Consider the following 20,548-nt stretch of genomic DNA (forward strand, 5'->3'; position numbering starts at 1 on the left):
GAACAGCGCGATCAGCCACGACCAAGCCGCACCCGGAGGAGAACAATGACCACCCTCATCGAATCCGAAGAGCACCAGGCCCTGCGTAAAGCGGTGTCCGCCCTGGGCAAGCGCTACGGCCGCGACTACCTCACCCGCGTCATCGCCGAGGGACGGCACCCCACCGAACTCTGGTCCGAGGCGGGCAAGCTGGGCTACCTCGGCGTCAATCTGCCGGAGGAGTACGGCGGCGGAGGCGGTGGCATCGCGGAACTCTCGATAGTCCTGGAGGAGTTGGGGGCCAGCGGCTCCCCTCTGCTGATGCTCGTGGTCTCCCCGGCCATCTGCGGCACGGTGATCTCCCGCTTCGGCACGGAGGAGCAGAAGCGCGCCTGGCTCCCCGGACTCGCCGACGGCACCAAGCTGATGGCCTTCGGCATCACCGAGCCCGACGCGGGCTCCAACTCGCACCGCATCACCACCACCGCCCGCCGGGACGGGGACGACTGGCTGCTCACGGGCCGCAAGGTGTTCATCTCCGGTGTGGACCACGCCGACGCCGTCCTGATCGTCGGCCGCACCGAGGACGCCCGCACCGGCAAGCTCAAGCCCTGTCTGTTCATCGTGCCGCGTGACGCCGAGGGCTTCACCCGCAGCCCCATCGACATGGAGCTGAGCGCCGCCGAGAAACAGTGGGAACTGGTCCTGGATGACGTCCGCCTCCCCGCCGACGCCCTGGTGGGTGGGGGCACCTCCCACGCTTTCAGCAGTGGGGGAGAGGACGCCGGGCTGCTCCAGCTCTTCGCCGGGCTCAACCCGGAGCGGATCATGACGGCCGCCTTCGCCATCGGTATGGGCCGCTACGCGCTCGGCAAGGCGCTCGACTACGCCCGTGAGCGCACGGTGTGGAAGGCCCCCATCGGCGCCCACCAGGCCATCGCGCACCCCCTCGCGCAGGCCCACATCGAGCTGGAACTGGCCAAGCTGATGATGCAGAAGGCGGCCGGCCTCTACGACGCCGGGGACGACATCGGGGCGGGTGAGGCGGCCAACATGGCCAAGTACGCGGCCGGGGAGGCGTGTGTGCGGGCCGTCGACCAGGCCGTGCACACCCTCGGCGGCAACGGCCTGACCCGCGAGTTCGGCCTCGCCTCACTGATCACCGGCGCGCGGGTGGCCCGGATCGCCCCGGTGAGCCGGGAGATGATCCTCAACTACATCTCCCACCAGACCCTCGGCCTGCCCAAGTCGTACTAGAGACCACGTCGTTCGGAGGAACCGTGTTCCACAGCCCGTACGCCGAGGTCCCGCCCGTCGAACTGCCCATCCACGACGCCGTCCTGGGCGGCGCCGCCGCCTTCGGGGACCGGCCCGCGCTGGTCGACGGGGTGGACGGCACCACCGTCACCTACGCCCAACTCGACTCGCTGCACCGGAGACTGGCCGCTGCCCTCGCCGAGGCCGGGGTGCGCAAGGGTGACGTGCTCGCCCTGCACAGCCCCAACACCATCGCCTTCCCGCTCGCGTTCTACGCGGCCACCCGGGCGGGCGCGACCGTCACCACCGCCCACCCGCTGGCCACCCCCAAGGAGCTGGCCGGACAGCTCGCCGACAGCTCGGCCCGCTGGCTGATCACCGTCTCCCCGCTGCTGCCGACAGCCCGCAGAGCCGCCGAACTGGCGGGCGGGATCAGGGAGATCATCGTCTGCGACCAGGCGCCCGGCCACCGTTCGCTGACCGAACTGCTCACCACCGGCGCCCCCGAACCGGACGTCACCGTCGACCCGGCCGAGGACGTGGCCGCGCTGCCGTACTCCTCGGGCACCACCGGCACCCCCAAGGGGGTGATGCTCACCCACCGGCAGATCGCCACCAACCTCGCCCAACTGGAGCCCGCCGTGAGCGTGGAGCCCGGCGACCGCATTCTGGCCGTGCTCCCGTTCTTCCACATATACGGCCTCACCGCCCTGATGAACGCGCCCCTCCGGAAGGGCGCCACGGTGGTCGTGCTGCCCCGCTTCGAGCTGGACACCTTCCTCGCGGCGATCGAGACCCACCGCATCACCGGCCTGTACGTCGCCCCGCCGATCGTGCTCGCCCTCGCCAAGCACCCCTCGGTCGCCCGCCGCGACCTGTCCTCGCTGAAGTACGTGATCAGCGCCGCCGCCCCGCTGGACGCTACGCTCGCCGCGGCCTGCGCCGACCGGCTCGGCCTACCGCCGCTGGGCCAGGCGTACGGCATGACGGAGCTGTCGCCCGGCACCCACGTGGTCCCGCTCGCCCACCTGCGCGACGCGCCGCCCGGCACGGTCGGCAGGCTCATCGCCGGCACCGAGATGCGGATCGTCTCCCTCGACGACCCCGGCAAGGACCTCGGCACCGGCGAGCGCGGCGAGATCCTGATCCGGGGCCCGCAGATCATGAAGGGCTACCTGGGCCGCCCCGACGCCACGGCCGCGCTGATCGACGCCGACGGCTGGCTGCACACCGGCGACGTCGGCCAAGTGGACGCCGACGGCTGGCTGTTCGTGGTGGACCGGGTGAAGGAACTCATCAAGTACAAGGGGTTCCAGGTGGCCCCCGCCGAACTGGAGGCCCTGCTGCTCACCCACCCCGGCATCGCCGACGCGGCCGTGATCGGCGTCGTCGACGAGGAGGGCAACGAGGCCCCGCACGCCTTCGTCGTCCGCCGGCCCACCGCCCCGGACCTGAGCGCGAACGAGGTGATGCTGTACGTCGCCGAGCGCGTCGCACCCTACAAGCGGGTGCGCGGGGTCACCTTCACCGACGGCGTGCCCCGCGCCGCCTCCGGCAAGATCCTGCGCAGGGAGCTGCGCCCATGACCCTCGTCGCACGCACCCGCGGCCGTGCCGTGGAGACGCTCGGCCTGGACTCCCCGGACACCCGCAACGCCCTCTCCGCGCCGCTGGTCGCCGAACTCACGGACGCCCTGGCCGACTGTGCGAAGGACCCCGGTGTCCGGGCGGTCGTCCTCACCCACACCGGCAACACCTTCTGCGCCGGAGCCGACCTGCGCGACCCGCCCCACCCGGACGCCCTGGTCGGCCTGTTGCGGCAGCTCGTGGAGCTGCCCAAGCCGGTCGTCGCCCGGATCACCGGGCACGTCCGCGCGGGCGGGCTGGGACTGGTCGGCGCCTGCGACATCGCGGCATCCTCGGCCGGTGCCACGTTCGCCTTCACCGAGGTCCGCATCGGGGTCGCCCCGGCCGTGATCTCCCTGCCGCTGCTCCCGCGCACCGACCCGCGTGCGCTCGCCCGCTTCTACCTCACCGGCGAGCGCTTCGGCCCCGCCGAGGCGGTACGGCTCGGCCTGCTCACGCTCACCGGCGACGACGTGGACGAGGCGCTCGCCCCCGTCCTGGACGGCCTGCGCCGCTCCTCGCCCGAGGCCCTGGCCGCGACGAAGGGCCTGCTCACGGCTAGGGTGCTGGAGACGTTCGACCGGGACGCGGGCCGGCTCACCGCGCTCTCGGCCCGGCTGTTCTCCGCCCCCGAGGCCAGGGAGGGGATGACGGCCTTCCTGGAGAGACGGGATGCGGCATGGGTGGTGTGAGTACGACGGAACGCGACCGCGTACCCAAGCAGGACCGCAGCCGGGCCACCCGGCTGCGGCTGCTGGAGGCCGCCGTGGCCTGCCTCGCCGAACACGGCTGGGCGGGCTCCACGGTCTCGGTCGTCGCCGAGCGCGCGGGCGTCTCGCGCGGTGCGGCCCAGCACCACTTCCCCACCCGCGAGGACCTGTTCACGGCGGCCGTCGAGTACGTCGCCGAACGCCGCTCCAGCGCGCTGCGCGACCTGTTCCCGGAGGGCGCCGCCGACCGCCGGGCCGTGGTCCACGCCCTCGTCGGCCTGTACACGGGCCCGCTCTTCCGGGCCGCGCTCCAGCTCTGGGTGGCCGCCGCCAACGAGGAGCAGCTCCGCGGCCGGGTGACCGAGCTGGAGGCCCGCGTCGGCCGCGAGAGCCACCGGATCGCCGTGGAACTCCTCGGCGCCGACGAGTCCCGGCCCGGCGTGCGCGAGAGCGTGCAGGGCCTGCTCGACATGGCGCGCGGGCTCGGCCTCGCCACCCTCCTCACCGACGACACCGCCCGCCGCGAGCGGGTCGTGGCCCAGTGGGCGGCCCTGCTGGACGACGCCCTCGGCTGAGCCTGGACCATAAGGGCAGTGACCGGCGTCACACTCGAAATCGAAGGCCCGCAGTACTCTGGACCCATGCTTCCGATGCTCGTCCGACGCCGCCACGTGGATTACGTGCGCGTCACGAGCATGGGCTGTCGGCGCTCCGCCTGATCCAGCCCCCTTCTTCTCGTCTTTCTTCTCTTCGTCCGGCACCAGGGGGCCGCCACACCCCTCGCGGCTGCCCGTGCCCCGTACACCTCGCGGACGCACCATGACGAATCACGCGACGAATCCGTCGTACGCCCAGCTCCCGATCATCGACCTCTCGGCCGCCGACCGCGGCCCCGAGGAACGGGCCCGCTTCCATGCCCGGCTGCACGGCGCCGCCCATGACGTGGGCTTCTTCCAGTTGACCGGGCACGGCGTGACCCGGGCCGAGACCGATGCCCTGACCTCCGCCATGCGGGCCTTCTTCGCGCTGCCCGAGGCCGACCGGCTCGCCCTGGACAACATCAACTCCCCCCACTTCAGGGGCTACACCCGCACCGGCGACGAGCGCACCGGCGGCGCCCGCGACTGGCGCGACCAGCTCGACATCGGCGCCGAACGCCCGGCCCGCCTGCCCGGCCCCGGCGAGCCGCCGTACTGGTGGCTGCAGGGCCCCAACCAGTGGCCCGCCGCGCTGCCCGAGCTGCGCGGCGCCGCGCTCGCCTGGATCGACAAGCTCAGCGCGGTCGCCCAGCGCCTGCTGCGCGAACTGCTCACCGCCATCGGCGCCCCGGCCGGCTTCTACGACCCGGTCTTCGGCGCCCACGCCCACCCGCACCTCAAGCTGGTCCGCTACCCCGGCAGCGCGGGCGACGGCACCGACCAGGGCGTCGGCGCCCACAAGGACTACGGCTTCCTCACCCTGCTCCTCCAGGACACGGTCGGCGGCCTCCAGGTCCAGCGCGCGGACGGCCGCTTTCACGAAGTCCCGCCGCTGGACGGCGCGTTCGTGGTCAACCTGGGCGAACTCCTGGAGGTGGCCACCAACGGCTACCTGGTGGCCACGAACCACCGCGTGGTGAGCCCGCCCGCGGCCACCGAACGCTTCTCGGTCCCCTTCTTCTACAACCCGAGCCTGGACGCGAAGATCGCCCCGCTGCCCTTCCCGCACGCGGAGCGTGCACCTGGGGTCAGCACGGACCCGTCCAACCCGCTCTTCGCGGAGTACGGCTACAACGAGCTGAAGGGCAAGCTCCGGGCGCACCCGCTGGTGGCGGAGAGACACCACGCCTCTCTACTGGCGCCCGCGTAGGTGTTCCTGAGGGGCGCGGGGAACCGCGCGACCAGCCACGACGGCGAGTCGGCCGCCCCCGCGCCCCAGCCGGCCCACTCAGTGGGCGATGTTCGCGTACCCCGAGATGTCGGACGGCTTCCGGGTCCCCGGCCCCACGTACTCGGCAGAGGGCCGCACCAGCCGCCCCGTCCGCTTCTGTTCGAGGATGTGTGCCGACCACCCAGCGGTGCGCGCACACGTGAACATGGACGTGAACATGTGCGAGGGCACCTCCGCGAAGTCGAGCATGATCGCCGCCCAGAACTCCACGTTGGTGGCCAGCACACGGTCCGGCCGCCGGTTGTGCAACTCCTCCAGCGCCGCCTTCTCCAGCGCCTCCGCGATCTCGAACCGAGGCGCCCCCAGCTCACGCGCGGTCCGCCGCAGCACACGCGCACGGGGGTCCTCGGCCCGGTAGACCCGGTGCCCGAACCCCATCAGCCGCTCACCCCGGTCCAGCGCCTTCTTCACGTACCCGACGGCGTCACCGGTCCGCTCGATCTCCTCGATCATCCCGAGCACCCGCGAGGGGGCACCGCCGTGCAGCGGGCCGGACATCGCGCCCACCGCCCCCGACAGCGCGGCGGAGACGTCCGCCCCGGTGGAGGCGATCACCCGCGCGGTGAAGGTGGAGGCGTTCATGCCGTGTTCGGCGGCCGAGGTCCAGTACGCGTCGACGGCGGCGACATGCTTGGGGTCGGGCTCCCCACGCCAGCGGATCATGAACCGCTCCACGACCGACCCGGCCTTGTCGATCTCACGCTGCGGCACCATCGGCAGCCCCTGCCCGCGCGCGGACTGGGCGACGTAGGACAGGGCCATGACGGCGGCGCGTGCGAGGTCGTCGCGGGCCTGCTCGGCGTCGATGTCCAGCAGCGGGCGCAGCCCCCACACCGGCGCCAGCATGGCGAGCGCGGACTGCACGTCCACCCGGATGTCACCGGAGTGCACGGGGATCGGGAACGGCTCGGCGGCCGGCAGACCGGGCGCGAAGGCGCCGTCCACCAGCAGTCCCCACACGTTCCCGAAGGACACGTGCCCCACGAGGTCCTCGATGTCGACGCCCCGGTAGCGGAGGGACCCGCCCTCCTTGTCCGGTTCGGCGATCTCGGTCTCGAACGCGACGACTCCCTCTAGTCCGGGTACGAACGCGGACATAAGGCGGCTCCTCAGTCTGGGTCGGCGGCGGTCATCACCGGTACTGCCCCACGCGTAAGGGGGTCACCCGTCACGGGAGGCGGGAACAGCACGATAGCCCTGAGTGCCACTCTTGGGGAGTCCTTGCGGCACTGAGTGCCACGTTCGTGCGATGCGGCAGGATGACCGGGTGACCGACCGCGATCTCACACCGCTGCCCGACCCGGCCGTAGATCCCGCGTTCATGCGCAAGCAGTACCAGGCGCGCGGGCTGGGCGAGGAGGAACTCGCCACGCACCCGATGGACCAGTTCGCCCGCTGGTTCGCGGACGCCGCCCGCGCGGCCGTCCACGGCACGCTCTACGAACCCAACGCCATGGTCGTCTCCACCGTGGGCCCCGACGGCCGCCCGAGCTCCCGCACGGTCCTGATGAAGGGCTACAACAGCGACGGCTTCGTCTTCTACACCAACTACGGCTCCCGCAAGGCCCGCGACCTGGCCGGGAACCCGTACGTCTCGCTGCTCTTCCCCTGGCATCCCGTCGCCCGGCAGGTGATCGTCGGCGGGGTCGCCCGGCGCACCGGCCGCGAGGAGACCGCCGCCTACTTCCGCAGCCGCCCGCACGGCTCCCAGCTCGGCGCCTGGGCCAGCGCCCAGTCCACGGTGATCGGCTCGCGCGACGTACTGGACGGCGCCTACGCCGACCTCGCCGCCCGGTACCCGGAGGGCGAGGAGGTGCCGGTGCCGGAGCACTGGGGCGGATTCCGGGTCGCGCCGGAGACGGTGGAGTTCTGGCAGGGCCGGGAGAACCGGCTGCACGACCGGCTCCGCTACACCGCCGCGCCGGACGGCTCCTGGACGACGGAGCGGCTGAGCCCCTAGAGGGCGCGCACACGGAACGACCCGCGAGTTCTGGTTCCTCCGCCGGGTGGCGGGGGAGCCGGCCGGACGTACCGGCGAACTCGCGGGTCGGGTGACTGCCTGGGATTGGGCCGGCCGCACGCTTGGATCACGCGCTGGTCCGGCACCGCACTCGGTGTGGTGACGGGCCGCTAGCCCGCAGCCACCTCACGCGTCCGGTTTCCGTACATCTGCCGAACCACCTCCCTTCCGTGTGCCGTCAGCCTAAGAAGGCGGGCACCCGCGGTTCAACTGATTTTCGCCGCCGCAATCTGGCGGAACGGCGTGTGGGCTGGGTCACGGTCGAGTTGAATGACCATCGACGCCGTCAGCCGGACGGATCGTGCAAGGGGGACCAGGGTGAGTGCTTCCCGGCGCAGTGGGACCACCGACGAGCTGGGACCGGAGGAACCGGGCGGCGCCGATCTGCTCGCCGCCCTGCTGGACGGCATGGACGCCGCCCTGTGCGCCTTCGACGCCGACGGCACCGTCACCCACTGGAACCGCGAGGCGACACGCATCCTGGGCTGGAGCGCCGCCGAGGCGGTCGGACGGCCCGGCTTCGACGGCTGGGCGGTGCGCAGCGCCGACGCCGAGGAGGTCCGGGGGCGACTGCGGTCCGCGATGCGCGCGGCCGGCCGCCAGGTCCACGAGTTCGCCCTCGTCACCAAGGACGGCCGCCGGGTCCTCGTACGCACCCAGTCGGCCGCCGTGCGCGGGCCGGACGGCCGTCCGGCGGGCCTGTACTGCGCCTTCAGCGAGGTGCACACCCAGATCGACCTGGAACGGTCCATCGCGCTGAGCGAGGCCCTGTTCGAGGACGCGTCCTGGGGCGTCGTCCTCATCGACGCAGACCTGCGCCCGGCCGTCGTCAACGCGCACGCGGCCCGCGCCCTGGGCGTCGGGCGTACCGCCGCGCTCGGGCGTCCGCTGGGCGAACTGCTCACGCAGGGCGTGGAGGAGCTGGAGAACGCGCTCACCCATGTGCTGGCGGAGGGCGCCCCGCCCGGACCGATCGAGCTGTGGGTGACCGTGCGCTCGGCCGAGGGGGAGCGGCGGCGCTGCTGGCGCAGCGGCTTCGTACGGCTCGCCTCACCGCTGGGCCAGGAGCCGGTGCCGCTCGGCGTCGGCTGGCTCTTCCAGGACGTCACCGAGGCGCGGCAGGGTGAGCGCGAGGCGTCCCTGCTGCGCTTCCGCGCCAACCAGTTGCACCGCGCGGCCCGGGCCGCCGCCGAGTGCGAGGACCCCGCCGAAGCGGCCGTCGTCCACCTGGAGTTCGCCCTCGCGGGCTTCGCCGACCACGCCCTGCTGGACCGGCTGACCGACACGCGCGGGGAGACGGTACGTCTCGAGCGGCTCGCCGCCACGCCCGCCGGGACACCGGGCGCCGACGTCCACACGGGCCTGCCCGTCCGCTACGCCCCGGACCATCCGGCGCCCCGGTGCACCGAGCGCGGCGGTACCGTACGCGCGGACGTGGGGGGCGTTCCGGCCGAGCGGGCGCACGAGTGGGCGCGCACCCGGCACTGGCCCGCCGAGACGGCCCACGCGCTGTGCACCCCGCTGCGCAGCCGGGGCCGGACCCTGGGCGTGCTGACCTTCCTGCGCGGCACGTCCCGCGACGGTTTCGACCGCTCGGACACGACCTACGCGGAAGAGGTGGCCGCGCGCATCGCGGGCGCGCTGGACCTGGCGGACGCGGTGGGCGGGACCAGGCAGGTATGAACCGCTGGGCGCGTCCAAGGGGACGGTGCTCCCGGTGGCGGCTCGTCAGCGGTGGTAGAAGATCCGGTCGCCGTACTTCTCCATGATCCGGGCGTTCCACGCGTGCCCGCCGTCCACGTTCCCCGAGCGCAGCAGCGGGGGTTCGACACCCCGGTCGGCCAGGGTGGCGGCGGCCGTCGCCAGCACGGACTGCATCAGGGCCGAGGTGACCACCGTGGAAGCGGGCGCGAAGGGCGCCGGGACGGTGTCGAGGGTCAGCTCCGCGTCCCCGACCGCGATCTTGGAGTCCAGTACGACGTCGCAGTGGTCCTTCAGGAACGTGCCCGAGGAGTGCCGGGAGGCGGTCCGGGTGGCGTAGGCGACCGAGGTGACGCCGATGACCTTGATGCCCAGGGCGCGCGCGTGCAGGGCCATCTCCACCGGCAGGGCGTTGCGGCCGGACAGGGAGATGATCACCAGGGCGTCGCCCGCGCGCAGCGGCGAGCTGTCCAGCACGGCGGAGGCGAGCCCGTCGACCCGTTCCAGGGCGGAGCCGAGGACGGCCGGGTTGACGTCGACGCCGACCACGCCGGGGACGGCGAGCAGGTTCATCAGGGCGAGGCCGCCCGCCCGGTAGACGACGTCCTGGGCGGCGAGCGAGGAGTGGCCGGCGCCGAAGGCGAAGAGCCGTCCGCCCGCCTCGACCGTGTCGGCGAGCAGGGTCCCGGCGGCGGCTACGGCCCCGCTCTCCTCCTCGCGCACGCGCCGCAGCAGGCCGATCGCGGCGTCGAGGAACAGGTCGGCCGGAGTGCCGTCGCTCATGCGGTGCCCCTTCGCGCGTCGATGTCGCGGATCACCGTGCGGTCTGGACCAGCGCGGTGTCAACATGGCCCGCACTTCCCGGCCGAAGGGCGGCCGGTTCCCGCTGTTTCTCCGGCGCGGCACGATTGTCGGTGGTATCCGGCAGAATTGACTCCTGGGCCAGCGCACGCGCCGAGAGCGGTGAGCTTTCGGCAGAGGTAATCGAGGGGCACGTATGTCCGGACTGATCGACACCACGGAGATGTATCTCCGCACCATCCTCGAACTGGAAGAGGAAGGCGTCGTCCCCATGCGCGCCCGCATCGCGGAACGGCTCGACCAGAGCGGGCCGACCGTGAGCCAGACGGTGGCGCGCATGGAGCGGGACGGACTGGTGTCCGTGGCCAGCGACCGTCACCTGGAGCTGACCGACGAGGGCCGCAGGCTCGCCACCCGCGTGATGCGCAAGCACCGGCTCGCCGAGTGCCTGCTCGTGGACGTGATCGGGCTGGAGTGGGAGCAGGTGCACGCGGAGGCGTGCCGCTGGGAGCACGTGATGAGCGAGGCGGTGGAGCGCCGCGTGCTGGAACTGCTGCGCCACCCCACCGAGTCGCCGTACGGCAACCCGATCCCGGGGCTGGAGGAGCTGGGGGAGAAGGACGGCGCCGACCCGTTCCTGGACGAGGGCATGGTCTCGCTCGCGGAGCTGGACCCCGGCTCGGACGGCAAGACGGTCGTGGTGCGCCGGATCGGGGAGCCGATCCAGACGGACGCCCAGCTCATGTACACGCTGCGGCGGGCGGGCGTGCAGCCCGGCTCGGTGGTGAGCGTGACCGAGTCGGCGGGGGGCGTGCTGGTGGGCAGCGGTGGCGAGGCGGCCGAGCTGGCCTCCGACGTGGCGTCCCACGTGTTCGTCGCCAAGCGCTGAACGGGGAAGGCCCCGGCGCCGCCGCGGCGCCGGGGCCTCACCTCCCCGGTACCGACCCGGAGCCCCGAGCTCCCAGGGTCAGTCCCTCCGGACCGTTTTTCCCCGAGCGGTCCGTCCCCCCACGCCAGAGAAGATCCCCTCGGCGGTGGCGATCATTCCTCTTCCGGTGTCACTCGAACGAGGGGTGTTGGGCGAGCGAACGCTCTTTTCGAATCGACGTTCGATAATCTGCGACGGACACAGCACCACGGGCGACAAGACGGCAGCGACAGCGGGAGCTGGGGGGTGCCAGGTCGATGGCACGGCGTATCGAGGTGACAGGGGCGGGCGGGGTGCGGCTGGCCGCCTGGGAGTTCGCGGACCCGCCCAAGGAAGGGACCGGGCCCGGCGCACCGGGTGTGCTGCTGCTCCACGGCCTGATGGGCCGCGCCGCGCACTGGGCGCCCACCGCACGCGGGCTCGCCGGCCGGCATCGAGCGGTCGCGCTCGACCAGCGCGGGCACGGCCAGAGCGCCCAGCCCCCGGAGGAGGCCTGCACCCGCGAGGCGTACGTCGAGGACGCCGAGGCCGCGCTGGAACAGCTCGCCCTCGCCCCCGCCGTGCTGGTCGGCCACGCGATGGGCGCCCTCACCGCCTGGCAGCTCGCGGCCCGGCGCCCGGATCTGGTGCGGGGCCTGGTCATCTGCGACATGCGGGCCTCCGCGCTGGGCGCCGCCTCGCAGGCCGAGTGGGCCGACTGGTTCCGCTCCTGGCCGCTGCCCTTCGCCACCCTCGCCGACGTCCGGCGCTGGTTCGGCGAGGACGACCCCCGGCTGGAGCGCCCCGACCCCGCGCGCGGCGCCTTCTACGCCGAGGTGATGCACGAGTGCGCCGACGGCTGGCGGCCCGTCTTCGATCCCGACCGGATGCTCCGCACCCGCGCGACCTGGGTCCACGACGCCCACTGGGACGAGCTCACCCAGGTCCGCTGCCCCACCCTCGTGGTCCGCGGCCTCGACGGCGAACTGGGCCGCGCGGAGGCCCAGGAGATGGTCCGGGTTCTCCCCCACGGCCACTACGCCGAGATCCCCGAAGCGGGCCACGTCCCCCACTACGACCAGCCGGTGGCCTGGCAGGGGGTGCTGGACCAGTTCCTGGCCGACCTGGAGGGGGCGCCCTGAGACGGCCCTTGCCCCTGGCCCCCAGCCTCTGGCCCCCTGGCCCCCGGCCCCCTAGCCCTTGCTCACCGCCGCGAGGATCTCCGGCAGGCGGGCCGCCGTCTTCGGGGCCGCCAGGCGCAGGCCGGTGAGGGCCAGGCCCGCTCCGTAGGCCATGCCCACCGGGAGGAGGAGCCAGGACCAGGCGTCGCCGTCGGCGCTGACGTTCAGCCAGATCGTCGCCGCGATGACCGGGGAGCACAGCAGCGCGGCCCCGATCATGCCGCCGAAGATGGAGATCCAGGCGAGGCCCGCCTGGCCGGGGGCGACGTTCTTGTGGCCCTCCTGCGGTATCGAGTAGGGGGAGCGCGCCGAGGTCCAGGCGCCGGTGGCGAGCATCGCGCCCAGCAGGGCCAGGGAGAGGCCCAGCACCTCGGGCAGCCGGGACCAGTCGCCCAGCAGGGCGGTGGTGACCACCGTGACGAGCGTGGCGTACGGCAGGGTGATCAGCAGCAGGGCCAGCGCCCGGCCGCGCAGCTCGGCGTAGGCGTCACGGGTGGAGGAGATGGTCGTGGCCACCATCCAGAACGCGGAGGTGTCCTGCCCGAACTGGTTGTACATCTGGATGCCGAGCATCCCGGAGGCGAAGCACGCGAAGTACAGCGAGCCGGTGCCCTGGACCGCGTTGAACACCGGCACGATCAGGCCGATCGCCAGCGAGGTCACCCACGCCGCCTTGGTCTTCGGATCACGCCAGATGTAGCGCAGGGTCCGCTCCATCACCGCCCCCGTGCGCCCGGCCGGCAGCAGCCGGGCGAGGCCGGCGGAGGCGCGGTCGCGGCCGCCGTCGTCGGCCACCTGGACGGTGGAGCCGTCCGGCGAGGTCATCAGCCGGGTCAGACTGCGCGCCCACGCGCCGACCAGCACCGCCAGCGCCAGCGCGCACAGCGCGAGCTGGGCCAGCGCCGTGCCGTACGCCCCCTCGCTCGCCGAGCGCACCGCGCCCAGCGCCGAGGCGGGCGGCACCCAGGACAGCACGTCGGCGACCGGCCGCAGTTGCCCGAGCCCGCCCGAACCGAGCCGCTGCGCACCGAAGTTGACGAGCTGGGCCCCGATGGCGATGAGCAGCCCGCTCAGCACCGCCAGATCGCGGCCCTTACGGCTGGTCAGCAGCCGGACGTTGGCCGTGGCGACCGCCCGCGCCAGCGCCACGCAGGTCAGCAGCGCCAGGGCGACCCCCGCCACCGCGAAGACCCATCCCGCCGCGCCGTGGGCCAGCGCCAGCCCGCAGCCCGCCAGCACCAGCAAGGTGAACACCGGGCCGATGCCGACCAGCGAGGCCGCGAGCAGCCCGCGTACCAGCGGCCGGGGCCGCAGGGGCAGCATCACCAGGCGGGTCGGGTCCAGCGTCTCGTCACCGCCGGGGAAGAACAGCGGCATCACCGCCCAGCCCAGCGCCAGCACGGCCACACCGGGCACCGCGACGGACTCGGGATGGTCCTGCCAGCGCAGCGCCACGAAGCCCAGCAGTTGCAGCAGCGCGAAGAGCAGGGTGAGGACCGCGGAGGCGACGAACGCGGCCCGCCGGCCCGTGGACTGCCGCAGCCCGTTGCGCAGCAGGGACAGCTTCAGCCGGACCAGTACCGAGGTCGCGGAGGGAGGCGTCGCGGTCGTCATCGCACCGCCCCGCCGCCGAGCCAGTCCAGATCGGACCCGGTGTCCCGCCCGCTCGCGCCCACCAGCTCCAGGAACGCGGCCTGGAGCGTGGGATGCTCCCCGCGCACCTCGGCCAGCGTCCCCGTCGCCCGGATGCGCCCGGCGGCCAGCACCGCGACCCAGTCGCACAGCGACTCCACCAGCTCCATCACGTGCGAGGAGAACACCACGGTGGCCCCGGAGGTGGTGTACCGCTCCAGCACGCCCCGGATGATCTGCGCCGACACCGGGTCGACGCCCTCGAACGGCTCGTCCAGGAAGAGCACTTCGGGGTTGTGCAGCAGTGCGGCGGCCAGCCCGATCTTCTTGCGCATGCCGGTCGAGTAGTCGACGACGAGCTTGTGCTGCGACCCGGCGAGGTCCAGCACGTCCAGCAACTGCGTGGCCCGCTTGTCCACCTCGGCGCCCGGCAGCCCGCGCAACCGGCCGCTGTAGGCCAGCAGTTCGCGGCCCGACAGCCGTTCGAACAGTCGCAGTCCCTCCGGCAGCACCCCGATCCGGGACTTCACCGCCACCGGGTCCTGCCACACGTCGTGCCCGACGATCTCGACGGACCCCTGATCGGGCCGGAGCAGACCGGTCACCATCGACAGGGTGGTCGTCTTGCCCGCCCCGTTCGGGCCCACCAGCCCGATGAACTTCCCGGCCGGCAGATCGAGATCGATGCCGCCGACCGCGATGTGCTGCCCGAACTGCTTCCAGAGTCCCCGTACCCGTACCGCTGCCTCTGTCATGACGGAAACCCTACGGTGACGGCCCTGTCCGGGGCACCCGCGCGGCGGAACCCCCGGGTCCGGGTGTGCCTCAGCCGTCCCGGCCGCAGGCGTAGGCGAGCGCCGGGATCAGCTCCTCCACGTCCGGCAGCCACCGGTTGGCGGGCGTCGGACGGCACACCCACTGCACCGCGCCGCGCGAACCGATCCGGGTCGGCGGCGCGGCCACGTACCGTCCCTCGCCGAGCGGCACCAGATCCCGCGCGACGGCTGCCCAGCCGAGCTGCCGCACCAGCTCGGGCATCTTCGCCGCGCCGCCCGGCAGCACGAAGAACTGCATCAGCCGGTCCGGGGTGAGCGTCACCGGGCCGAGGTTCAGCTCCTGGCGCCGCATCCGGGCCAGCGCCAGGAACCCCGCGCTCTCCGGCACGGACAGCGCGTCGAAGGTGCGGCCCGTCGGGAGCAGGATCGAGGCGGTGGGCTGCGTCTGCCACATCCGCCGGACGACGCTCGGGCTGCCGGTCGCCCGCGTCGACCAGTCGGGGCGCGTGGGGTGTGCGCCGGGCGCGGGGCAGACCGAGTCGCCGCAGGAGCAGTGCCGCGCCCCGCCGGCGTCCTCCAGCCAACTGCCCGCCAGCACGTCCCAGTGCCGCTCCTCGGTGTAGGCAACGGCGGTCTCCAGCAGCGATTCTGCGCGCTGCGGCGGAATCCGGGCCGTTTCCGGGCCCGCGGTCGTCTCGTCCACGCCCCACTCAACTCCCGCGCCCATCTCGGGTTACGGCCGGGCCGCGCGCGGGGGCGGTGCAACCGGTCCGGCGGCCGGGGCGCATGGGAGCACGGGCGGGGGCGCGTGGGAGGAACGGCGGGCGGCGCGGGTAACCAGGAAGGGCACGGGAGAGCCGGGCGATCGGCTTCACCCCGGCAAACCGCACATGTCGCGCATTGACGCTATGTCGACTGGGAAGTGATCTGCAGGACCGGAACGTCCGGTGGGATCTTCACGCTCCAGGGGTTCGCAGGGGGTAGCGCATGGCCGCGAGGCCGCTAGTGGCGAGGCAGCCCAATGAACGGCTGCAGGCACTGATCCAGGAAGCGGGGTGCTCGAACGCGGGGCTGGCCCGGCGCGTCAACATGTGCGGCGCCGAGCACGGTCTCGACCTGCGCTACGACAAGACGTCCGTGGCCCGCTGGCTGCGTGGCCAGCAGCCGCGCGGGCGGGCCCCGGCGATCATCGCGGAGGCGCTCGGCCGCAAGCTCGGCCGCACGGTCACGATCGACGAGATCGGCATGGCCAACGGCAAGAACCTCGCCTCCGGCGTGGGCCTCCAGTTCTCGCCGACGGTGCTGGGGGCCATCGAGCAGGTCTGCGAGCTGTGGCGCAGCGACGTGGGGCGGCGGGACTTCCTGTCCGGCTCCTCGGTCGCCGCCTCCGCGTTGGTCGAGCCCAGCCGGGACTGGCTGATCTCGGCGCCGGACGCCCAGGTGGCCCGGCAGGCGGGCCCGCGCGTGGGCCAGGCCGACGTGGCGGCCGTGCGCTCGATGACCCAGGCGCTGGTCGACCTCGACCACCAGTACGGCAGCGGGCATGTCCGTCCCGTCGTCGTGCACTACCTCAACAGCGTGGTCTCCGGCCTGCTGGCCGGCTCCTACCGGGAGGCGGTCGGGCGTGAACTCTTCGCCGCCGTGGCCCGGTTGACCGAGCTGGCCGGGTACATGGCGGTGGACACCGGCCAACCGGGCCTGGCCCAGCGGTACTACATCCAGTCGCTGCGCCTTGCGCAGGCGGCCGGGGACCGGGGGTACGGCGGCTACGTGCTGGCCGCCTCCATGAGCCACCTGGCGGCCGAGCTCGGGAACCCGCGCGAGATCGCCCAGTTGGCCCGCGCCGCGCAGGAGGGCGCCCGTGGCCGGGTCACCCCGCGCGCGGAGTCGATGTTCCACGCGGCCGAGGCACGCGGGCACGCGGTACTGGGCGACGTGCGCGCCGCGCAGGCGTCCGCCGGGCGGGCCATCGCGGCGCTGGAGCGGGCGGACACGGCGGACGGCGACGACCCGGTGTGGATCGCCCACTTCGACGAGGCGTATCTCGCCGACGAGTTGGCGCACTGCCACCGCGACCTCGGCCAGGCCGAGGCGGCGGCGCGGTACGCCCGGCAGGCGCTGGAGCGGCATCCCGCCTCACGCGCCCGGCGCCGGGCCATCGGCTATGTGCTCCTCGCCACGGCACAGGTGCAGCAGCGCGAGATCGAGCAGGCGTGCGGCACCGGCATGAAGGCGGTGGAACTGCTGGAGACGCTCCGCTCCGAGCGGGGCACCGAGTATCTGGAGGACCTCCAGCAGCGGTTGCAGCCCTTCCGGGACGAGGCGGTGGTCAGGGAGTTCGGGGCGCGGCTCGACGTCCGGCAGGCGGCCTGAGGAGGGGGCGGCGTCCGAGTGGGGCTCGCGGGACACGGCACTCGGGCGCGAGGGGGGACCAAATACAGCGTGACGGGCGGTGGTTCTGTTACCGCTGTCACAGGGAGGGGCTTCGGGCGCTGAGCTGCGTGGCACCGGGCTCGGCGGACCCGGTAGCGTGAGCCGACGATTCCGAACGTCCTTCAATCGTAGGAGTCCCGGTGACGCAGAGTGGACAGGGCGATCAGCCCTCGGCGCGACCCGCGCACGAAGGCATCGTGCTGCCCTCCGACGGAGGGGAGCCCCTGCTGCCGGGCATGACGGGCACACCCGCCGCGCCCCCCGGTGGTCAGGCCTGGGGCGGTTCCTGGGGTCCCGACCAGGAGCAGCAGCCCCAGCAGGGCCAGGGCTGGGCCCCGGCCCCCGCCCAGCAGTGGCAGACCCCGGAGCAGCCGGCCGGTGCCGGCCCGATGCCGCCCGAGGGCCCCGCGTACGAGGCGCAGGGCTACGGCGCCGCCCAGCCCTACCCCCAGCAGCACCAGGGCTACGCGGGCGACGGCGGCTACCCGGCGCAGGCCGCGCCGCTGCCGCCGATGGACGAGGCCGCCACGCAGTTCATGCCGCCGGTGGGCCCCGGCCAGGGCCTCGAGGGCGCGACCCAGTACCTCCCGCCGGTCCCGTCGGGCGGCGTGGACCAGGCCGCCACCCAGTACATACCCCCGGTGGCGTCGGGCGCGCTGCCGCCCGAGGCCACCGGCAACGACGGCCACCAGGGCTACCCGCAGCAGCCGGTGGACGAGGCGGCCACCCAGTACATCCCGCCCTACCAGGCCGGTGCCGACGGCGCCGACCGGCAGCCGCCCGCCGAGTTCGACAACCTCTTCCGGGGCGCCCAGTCCGGCGCCGCCGCCCAGGGCGCGACCCAGCAGATGCCGCGCGTCCCGGCCCCGGAGCCGATGGTCTCGGCCCAGCCCGCCTACCGGCCGCCGATGGACCACGGCGGCGACGGCGGCGGACGGCGCGGCGGCCGTACCGGTTCGCGTGTGCCGGTGATCGCGGCGGTCGGCGTCGGCATCGTCGTGCTCGGCATCGGCGCGGGCGCCCTGCTCAGCGGCGGCGGTGACGACGGCGACGACAACCGGCCGATCGCCTCCTCCACCCCGGCCAGCCAGCAGCCCTCGCCGTCCGCGCCGGCCGCCGACCCGGCGCAGCCGCAGGCCGTCGAGCTGGACAAGCTGCTCGCCGACAGCGGCAGCAGCCGCAGCACCGTGATCCAGTCGGTGGAGCGCATCAAGCAGTGCCAGAACCTGGACCAGGCCGCCGCCGACCTGCGCGGTGCCGCGCAGCAGCGCGCCGAACTGGTCACCCGGCTCGGCAAGCTGTCCGTGGACAAGCTGCCCGCCAACGCCGAGCTGAACTCCGCGCTGACCAAGGCGTGGCAGGCGTCGGCCTCCGCGGACAACCACTACGCGCTCTGGGCCAAGCAGGCCAAGAGCAAGAAGGTCTGCGGCAAGGGGCACGCCCGCACGACCGACCAGGCGCAGGCGGCCGGACAGGCCAGCGGCACGGCCACGGTCGAGAAGAAGAAGGCGGCCGAGCTCTGGAACGCCATCGCCGGCAAGTACGGGCTCACCACCCGCCAGCCGACCCAGCTCTGAGCTCGGGGCGCGGGCGGGGTCAGCCCACGTCCGCGCCCTCCAGCGTCCTCGTCATGTCGCCGCCCGCGACGGCGGGCCCGGTGCCGCCCGGCCGGACGGCGACCAGCCTGCCGTCCTCGACCACCTGAAGGGTGACGTCGGCGTTGACCAGGCGGGGGAAGCCGACCGAGGCGAGCCGGGTCTCGTCCGGCCAGCGCAGGGTCGGGGTCAGCCCGCCGGTGGACACCTTCAGTCCGCCGTCGAGGGTGTGGCGCACCGCGTCGGCGCTCACCTCGCCGTCGCCGATCCGCTCCAGCACGGCCCGCAGCACGGTGTAGGCGATCCAGGTCGTCTGCACCCCGGCGTCGGCCGGGTCGATCCTGTTGTCGCCGAACGCCTCCTCGCTGATCATCTGCTTCATCGGCTTCCAGCGCGGATCGGACGCCACCGGGTACCAGCCGGTGATGTACGCCCCCTCGTACGGTCCGGACGCCCCGCCCGTCGCGTCGATCTCCGTCTGGTCGACGCTGCCCAGCACGGTCGCCGTGCGCACGGGGGCATGGTCGGCGCGGGCGCGGCGGAAGGAGTCCATGAAGGTGTCGGTGCGGTCCCCGAGGGCCGGCACCACGCACCCCTTGCGCGCCGGGTCGGCGGTCGCGCTCCCCAGCGCGCGATCGGTCTCCCTGCCGTACTCGGTGGCGTCCTCGGCGGCGAGCTGGTCGGCCGCCGACGCGTGGCCGCCCGCCTTCAGCCCCGAGTCGAGCAGCGCGGGCAGCTCGTCCCCGGCGATGCTGTCCGGCCGGACCAGCGCGACGGGCCCGCACTTCTCGGCGAGCGCCTGGCCGAGCCCCGCCAGCAGCGCGGGCTGGCCGCCGTTGACCGGGTAGGAGTACGGGCCGGTGAACTCGTCGCTGGTGACGCCGTAGCCGCCGATGTACGGGATGCCCGCGCTCTCCAGCGGGGCGAGGAAGGAGTCCCCGAACTGGCTGTAGGAGCCGACGACCGCGACGACGTGTTCCGCCGCCGCGCGCCGGGCGCACTTCGCGGCGCCGACGCTGTCGTTGTGCTCGTTGCAGGTCAGGACGGTGAGGCTGCGGCCGCCGACCCCGCCGTGCCGGTTGATCCACTTCGCGTAGGCGCGGGCCGTGGCGGGCATGCCGGGCTTGTTGGTGGCGCCGGTGTTCTCCGGCGCCCAGGTCATCACCCGGACCGTGCCGTCATCGGCGGCGCCGCCCGTGCCCGGTACTGTCCCGCAGCCGGCGGTCAGCGCGGCGCAGGCGGCCAGCGCGCCCGCGTACCGCGCGGCCCGTCGCGGCCGTGAGGAGGAGGTGGAGCTGGGGGAGCTGTCGGGGGTGCCTCGCCTGCCGGTCATGGGCACGCACGATTCCCGCACATCGCCAACCGGGGAGTGACAGCCGGTCGACCACGGGTGACGCGAGGGTGAATTGCGGGGGCGGATGTGGCCGGTGCGGCGCGGAACGTACGATCGATGACCGTGCAAGGTTCGGAGAACTCTTCCCGTCGCGGCCGTCGCTCCTCCACCATGGGCGGCATGCCGCTTAACGACATGCCGTGGTGGCGCTGGCGCAGCAACGTGCGCTCGGCGCTGCACATGCTCTCCGACCCGGCCTTCCAGCGCGACGTCTGGCTCGCGGGCGTGGAGGGGTACGGGGACGTCACCGACGCGGTGTACCGGCTGGTGGAGGACACCTGGCTGGACAACTGGTCGGCCGAGAAATACGTCGGCACGATCTTCCGCGACTCCCAGGAGGCGGCGCTGGTGGACACCGCCGTGCTGCGGGTGCTGCGGATCATGCACCAGGTCGGCCCGGACGCGCCGGTCGCCGTCTACCTCGAGCACCCGCAGTGGCCGGAGGCGGTACGGGCGGCCCAGGACGCCCATCTGCGCCTGGCCGCCAGCGACGGCGACGACCCGGCGGTGGCCCCGCGGAGCCTGGAAGCGCTGCGCATCCTGACCACGGCCGTCTGAGGTCCGCCTGCCGGACGCCCACCCCGGCCGGGCTGCCCGGCGTGAGATCGT

Annotated in this window: 18 protein-coding genes; 12 read left to right on the top strand and 6 right to left on the bottom strand. The window is 73.5% G+C overall.

Annotated features, from left to right (window positions below; genetic code table 11):
* The first annotated feature begins 45 nt into the window (after positions 1-45).
* The 5 genes from HEK131_RS02335 (at position 46) to HEK131_RS02355 (ending at position 5,419) form a co-directional block, all read left to right on the top strand.
* Positions 46-1,236 (top strand): acyl-CoA dehydrogenase family protein, encoded by a 1,191-nt coding sequence (locus HEK131_RS02335; protein WP_244333496.1) that lies wholly within the window; start codon positions 46-48, stop codon positions 1,234-1,236.
* A gap of 23 nt (positions 1,237-1,259) precedes the next feature.
* A complete protein-coding gene (locus HEK131_RS02340) occupies positions 1,260-2,822 on the top strand; it encodes a 4-coumarate--CoA ligase family protein (protein WP_244333497.1) in 1,563 nt (520 codons plus the stop codon).
* A complete protein-coding gene (locus tag HEK131_RS02345) occupies positions 2,819-3,553 on the top strand; it encodes an enoyl-CoA hydratase family protein (protein ID WP_244333498.1) in 735 nt (244 codons plus the stop codon). The genes HEK131_RS02340 and HEK131_RS02345 overlap by 4 nt, the downstream gene beginning before the upstream one ends.
* Complete coding sequence (locus HEK131_RS02350) at positions 3,541-4,146, top strand: TetR/AcrR family transcriptional regulator (RefSeq protein ID WP_217461310.1); 606 nt, start codon at positions 3,541-3,543, stop codon at positions 4,144-4,146. Before HEK131_RS02345 ends, HEK131_RS02350 begins: the two co-directional genes overlap by 13 nt.
* 244 nt (positions 4,147-4,390) lie before the next feature.
* Positions 4,391-5,419 (top strand): isopenicillin N synthase family dioxygenase, encoded by a 1,029-nt coding sequence (locus tag HEK131_RS02355; RefSeq protein ID WP_244333499.1) that lies wholly within the window; start codon positions 4,391-4,393, stop codon positions 5,417-5,419.
* Between the two features lie 78 nt (positions 5,420-5,497).
* On the opposite strand, the gene HEK131_RS02360 is transcribed toward HEK131_RS02355, so the two are convergent.
* Positions 5,498-6,598 carry a citrate synthase 2 gene (locus tag HEK131_RS02360; protein WP_202496075.1) on the bottom strand — a complete coding sequence of 367 codons (1,101 nt, stop codon included), beginning with the start codon at positions 6,596-6,598 and terminating at the stop codon, positions 5,498-5,500.
* Positions 6,599-6,749: 151 nt separating this feature from the next.
* Between HEK131_RS02360 and pdxH the strand changes: the two genes are divergently transcribed.
* Entirely contained in the window at positions 6,750-7,460 is a 711-nt protein-coding gene (gene pdxH, locus HEK131_RS02365) for a pyridoxamine 5'-phosphate oxidase (protein ID WP_244333500.1), read from the top strand.
* A gap of 378 nt (positions 7,461-7,838) precedes the next feature.
* Positions 7,839-9,203: a PAS domain-containing protein gene (locus tag HEK131_RS02370; RefSeq protein WP_217461306.1), complete on the top strand. Its 1,365-nt coding sequence runs from the start codon at positions 7,839-7,841 to the stop codon at positions 9,201-9,203.
* A gap of 45 nt (positions 9,204-9,248) precedes the next feature.
* On the opposite strand, the gene HEK131_RS02375 is transcribed toward HEK131_RS02370, so the two are convergent.
* On the bottom strand, positions 9,249-10,004 hold the full coding sequence (locus tag HEK131_RS02375; RefSeq protein ID WP_217461305.1) for an SIS domain-containing protein: 756 nt from the start codon (positions 10,002-10,004) through the stop codon (positions 9,249-9,251).
* Between the two features lie 214 nt (positions 10,005-10,218).
* On the opposite strand from HEK131_RS02375, the gene HEK131_RS02380 reads away from it, so the two are divergent.
* Both HEK131_RS02380 and HEK131_RS02385 read left to right on the top strand, forming a co-directional pair.
* On the top strand, positions 10,219-10,911 hold the full coding sequence (locus HEK131_RS02380) for a metal-dependent transcriptional regulator (RefSeq protein WP_086689846.1): 693 nt from the start codon (positions 10,219-10,221) through the stop codon (positions 10,909-10,911).
* Between the two features lie 296 nt (positions 10,912-11,207).
* On the top strand, positions 11,208-12,071 hold the full coding sequence (locus tag HEK131_RS02385; protein WP_244333501.1) for an alpha/beta fold hydrolase: 864 nt from the start codon (positions 11,208-11,210) through the stop codon (positions 12,069-12,071).
* Between the two features lie 51 nt (positions 12,072-12,122).
* On the opposite strand, the gene HEK131_RS02390 is transcribed toward HEK131_RS02385, so the two are convergent.
* The 3 genes from HEK131_RS02390 to HEK131_RS02400 all read right to left on the bottom strand — a co-directional run bounded on the left by HEK131_RS02390 (position 12,123) and on the right by HEK131_RS02400 (position 15,221).
* Positions 12,123-13,724, bottom strand: coding sequence for a transporter (locus HEK131_RS02390; RefSeq protein WP_244333502.1), 1,602 nt, complete (start codon positions 13,722-13,724; stop codon positions 12,123-12,125).
* Positions 13,721-14,497: an ABC transporter ATP-binding protein gene (locus HEK131_RS02395; RefSeq protein ID WP_244333503.1), complete on the bottom strand. Its 777-nt coding sequence runs from the start codon at positions 14,495-14,497 to the stop codon at positions 13,721-13,723. The genes HEK131_RS02390 and HEK131_RS02395 overlap by 4 nt, the downstream gene beginning before the upstream one ends.
* A 70-nt stretch (positions 14,498-14,567) precedes the next feature.
* On the bottom strand, positions 14,568-15,221 hold the full coding sequence (locus HEK131_RS02400; protein ID WP_432215607.1) for a bifunctional DNA primase/polymerase: 654 nt from the start codon (positions 15,219-15,221) through the stop codon (positions 14,568-14,570).
* A gap of 284 nt (positions 15,222-15,505) precedes the next feature.
* Here HEK131_RS02400 and HEK131_RS02405 point away from each other — a divergent pair, with 284 nt between their 5' ends.
* Together HEK131_RS02405 and HEK131_RS02410 are read left to right on the top strand one after the other, a co-directional pair.
* Positions 15,506-16,891 carry a transcriptional regulator gene (locus HEK131_RS02405; RefSeq protein ID WP_217461300.1) on the top strand — a complete coding sequence of 462 codons (1,386 nt, stop codon included), beginning with the start codon at positions 15,506-15,508 and terminating at the stop codon, positions 16,889-16,891.
* Between the two features lie 200 nt (positions 16,892-17,091).
* Entirely contained in the window at positions 17,092-18,528 is a 1,437-nt protein-coding gene (locus HEK131_RS02410; protein ID WP_244333505.1) for a hypothetical protein, read from the top strand.
* Between the two features lie 19 nt (positions 18,529-18,547).
* Here HEK131_RS02410 and HEK131_RS02415 read toward each other — a convergent pair whose 3' ends face one another.
* Positions 18,548-19,879, bottom strand: coding sequence for an ABC transporter substrate-binding protein (locus HEK131_RS02415; RefSeq protein WP_244333506.1), 1,332 nt, complete (start codon positions 19,877-19,879; stop codon positions 18,548-18,550).
* Positions 19,880-19,996: 117 nt separating this feature from the next.
* Between HEK131_RS02415 and HEK131_RS02420 the strand changes: the two genes are divergently transcribed.
* Positions 19,997-20,497 carry an SCO4402 family protein gene (locus HEK131_RS02420; protein ID WP_161150042.1) on the top strand — a complete coding sequence of 167 codons (501 nt, stop codon included), beginning with the start codon at positions 19,997-19,999 and terminating at the stop codon, positions 20,495-20,497.
* The last annotated feature ends 51 nt before the right edge of the window (positions 20,498-20,548 follow it).

This window comes from Streptomyces seoulensis (assembly GCF_022846655.1).
Lineage (GTDB): Bacteria > Actinomycetota > Actinomycetes > Streptomycetales > Streptomycetaceae > Streptomyces.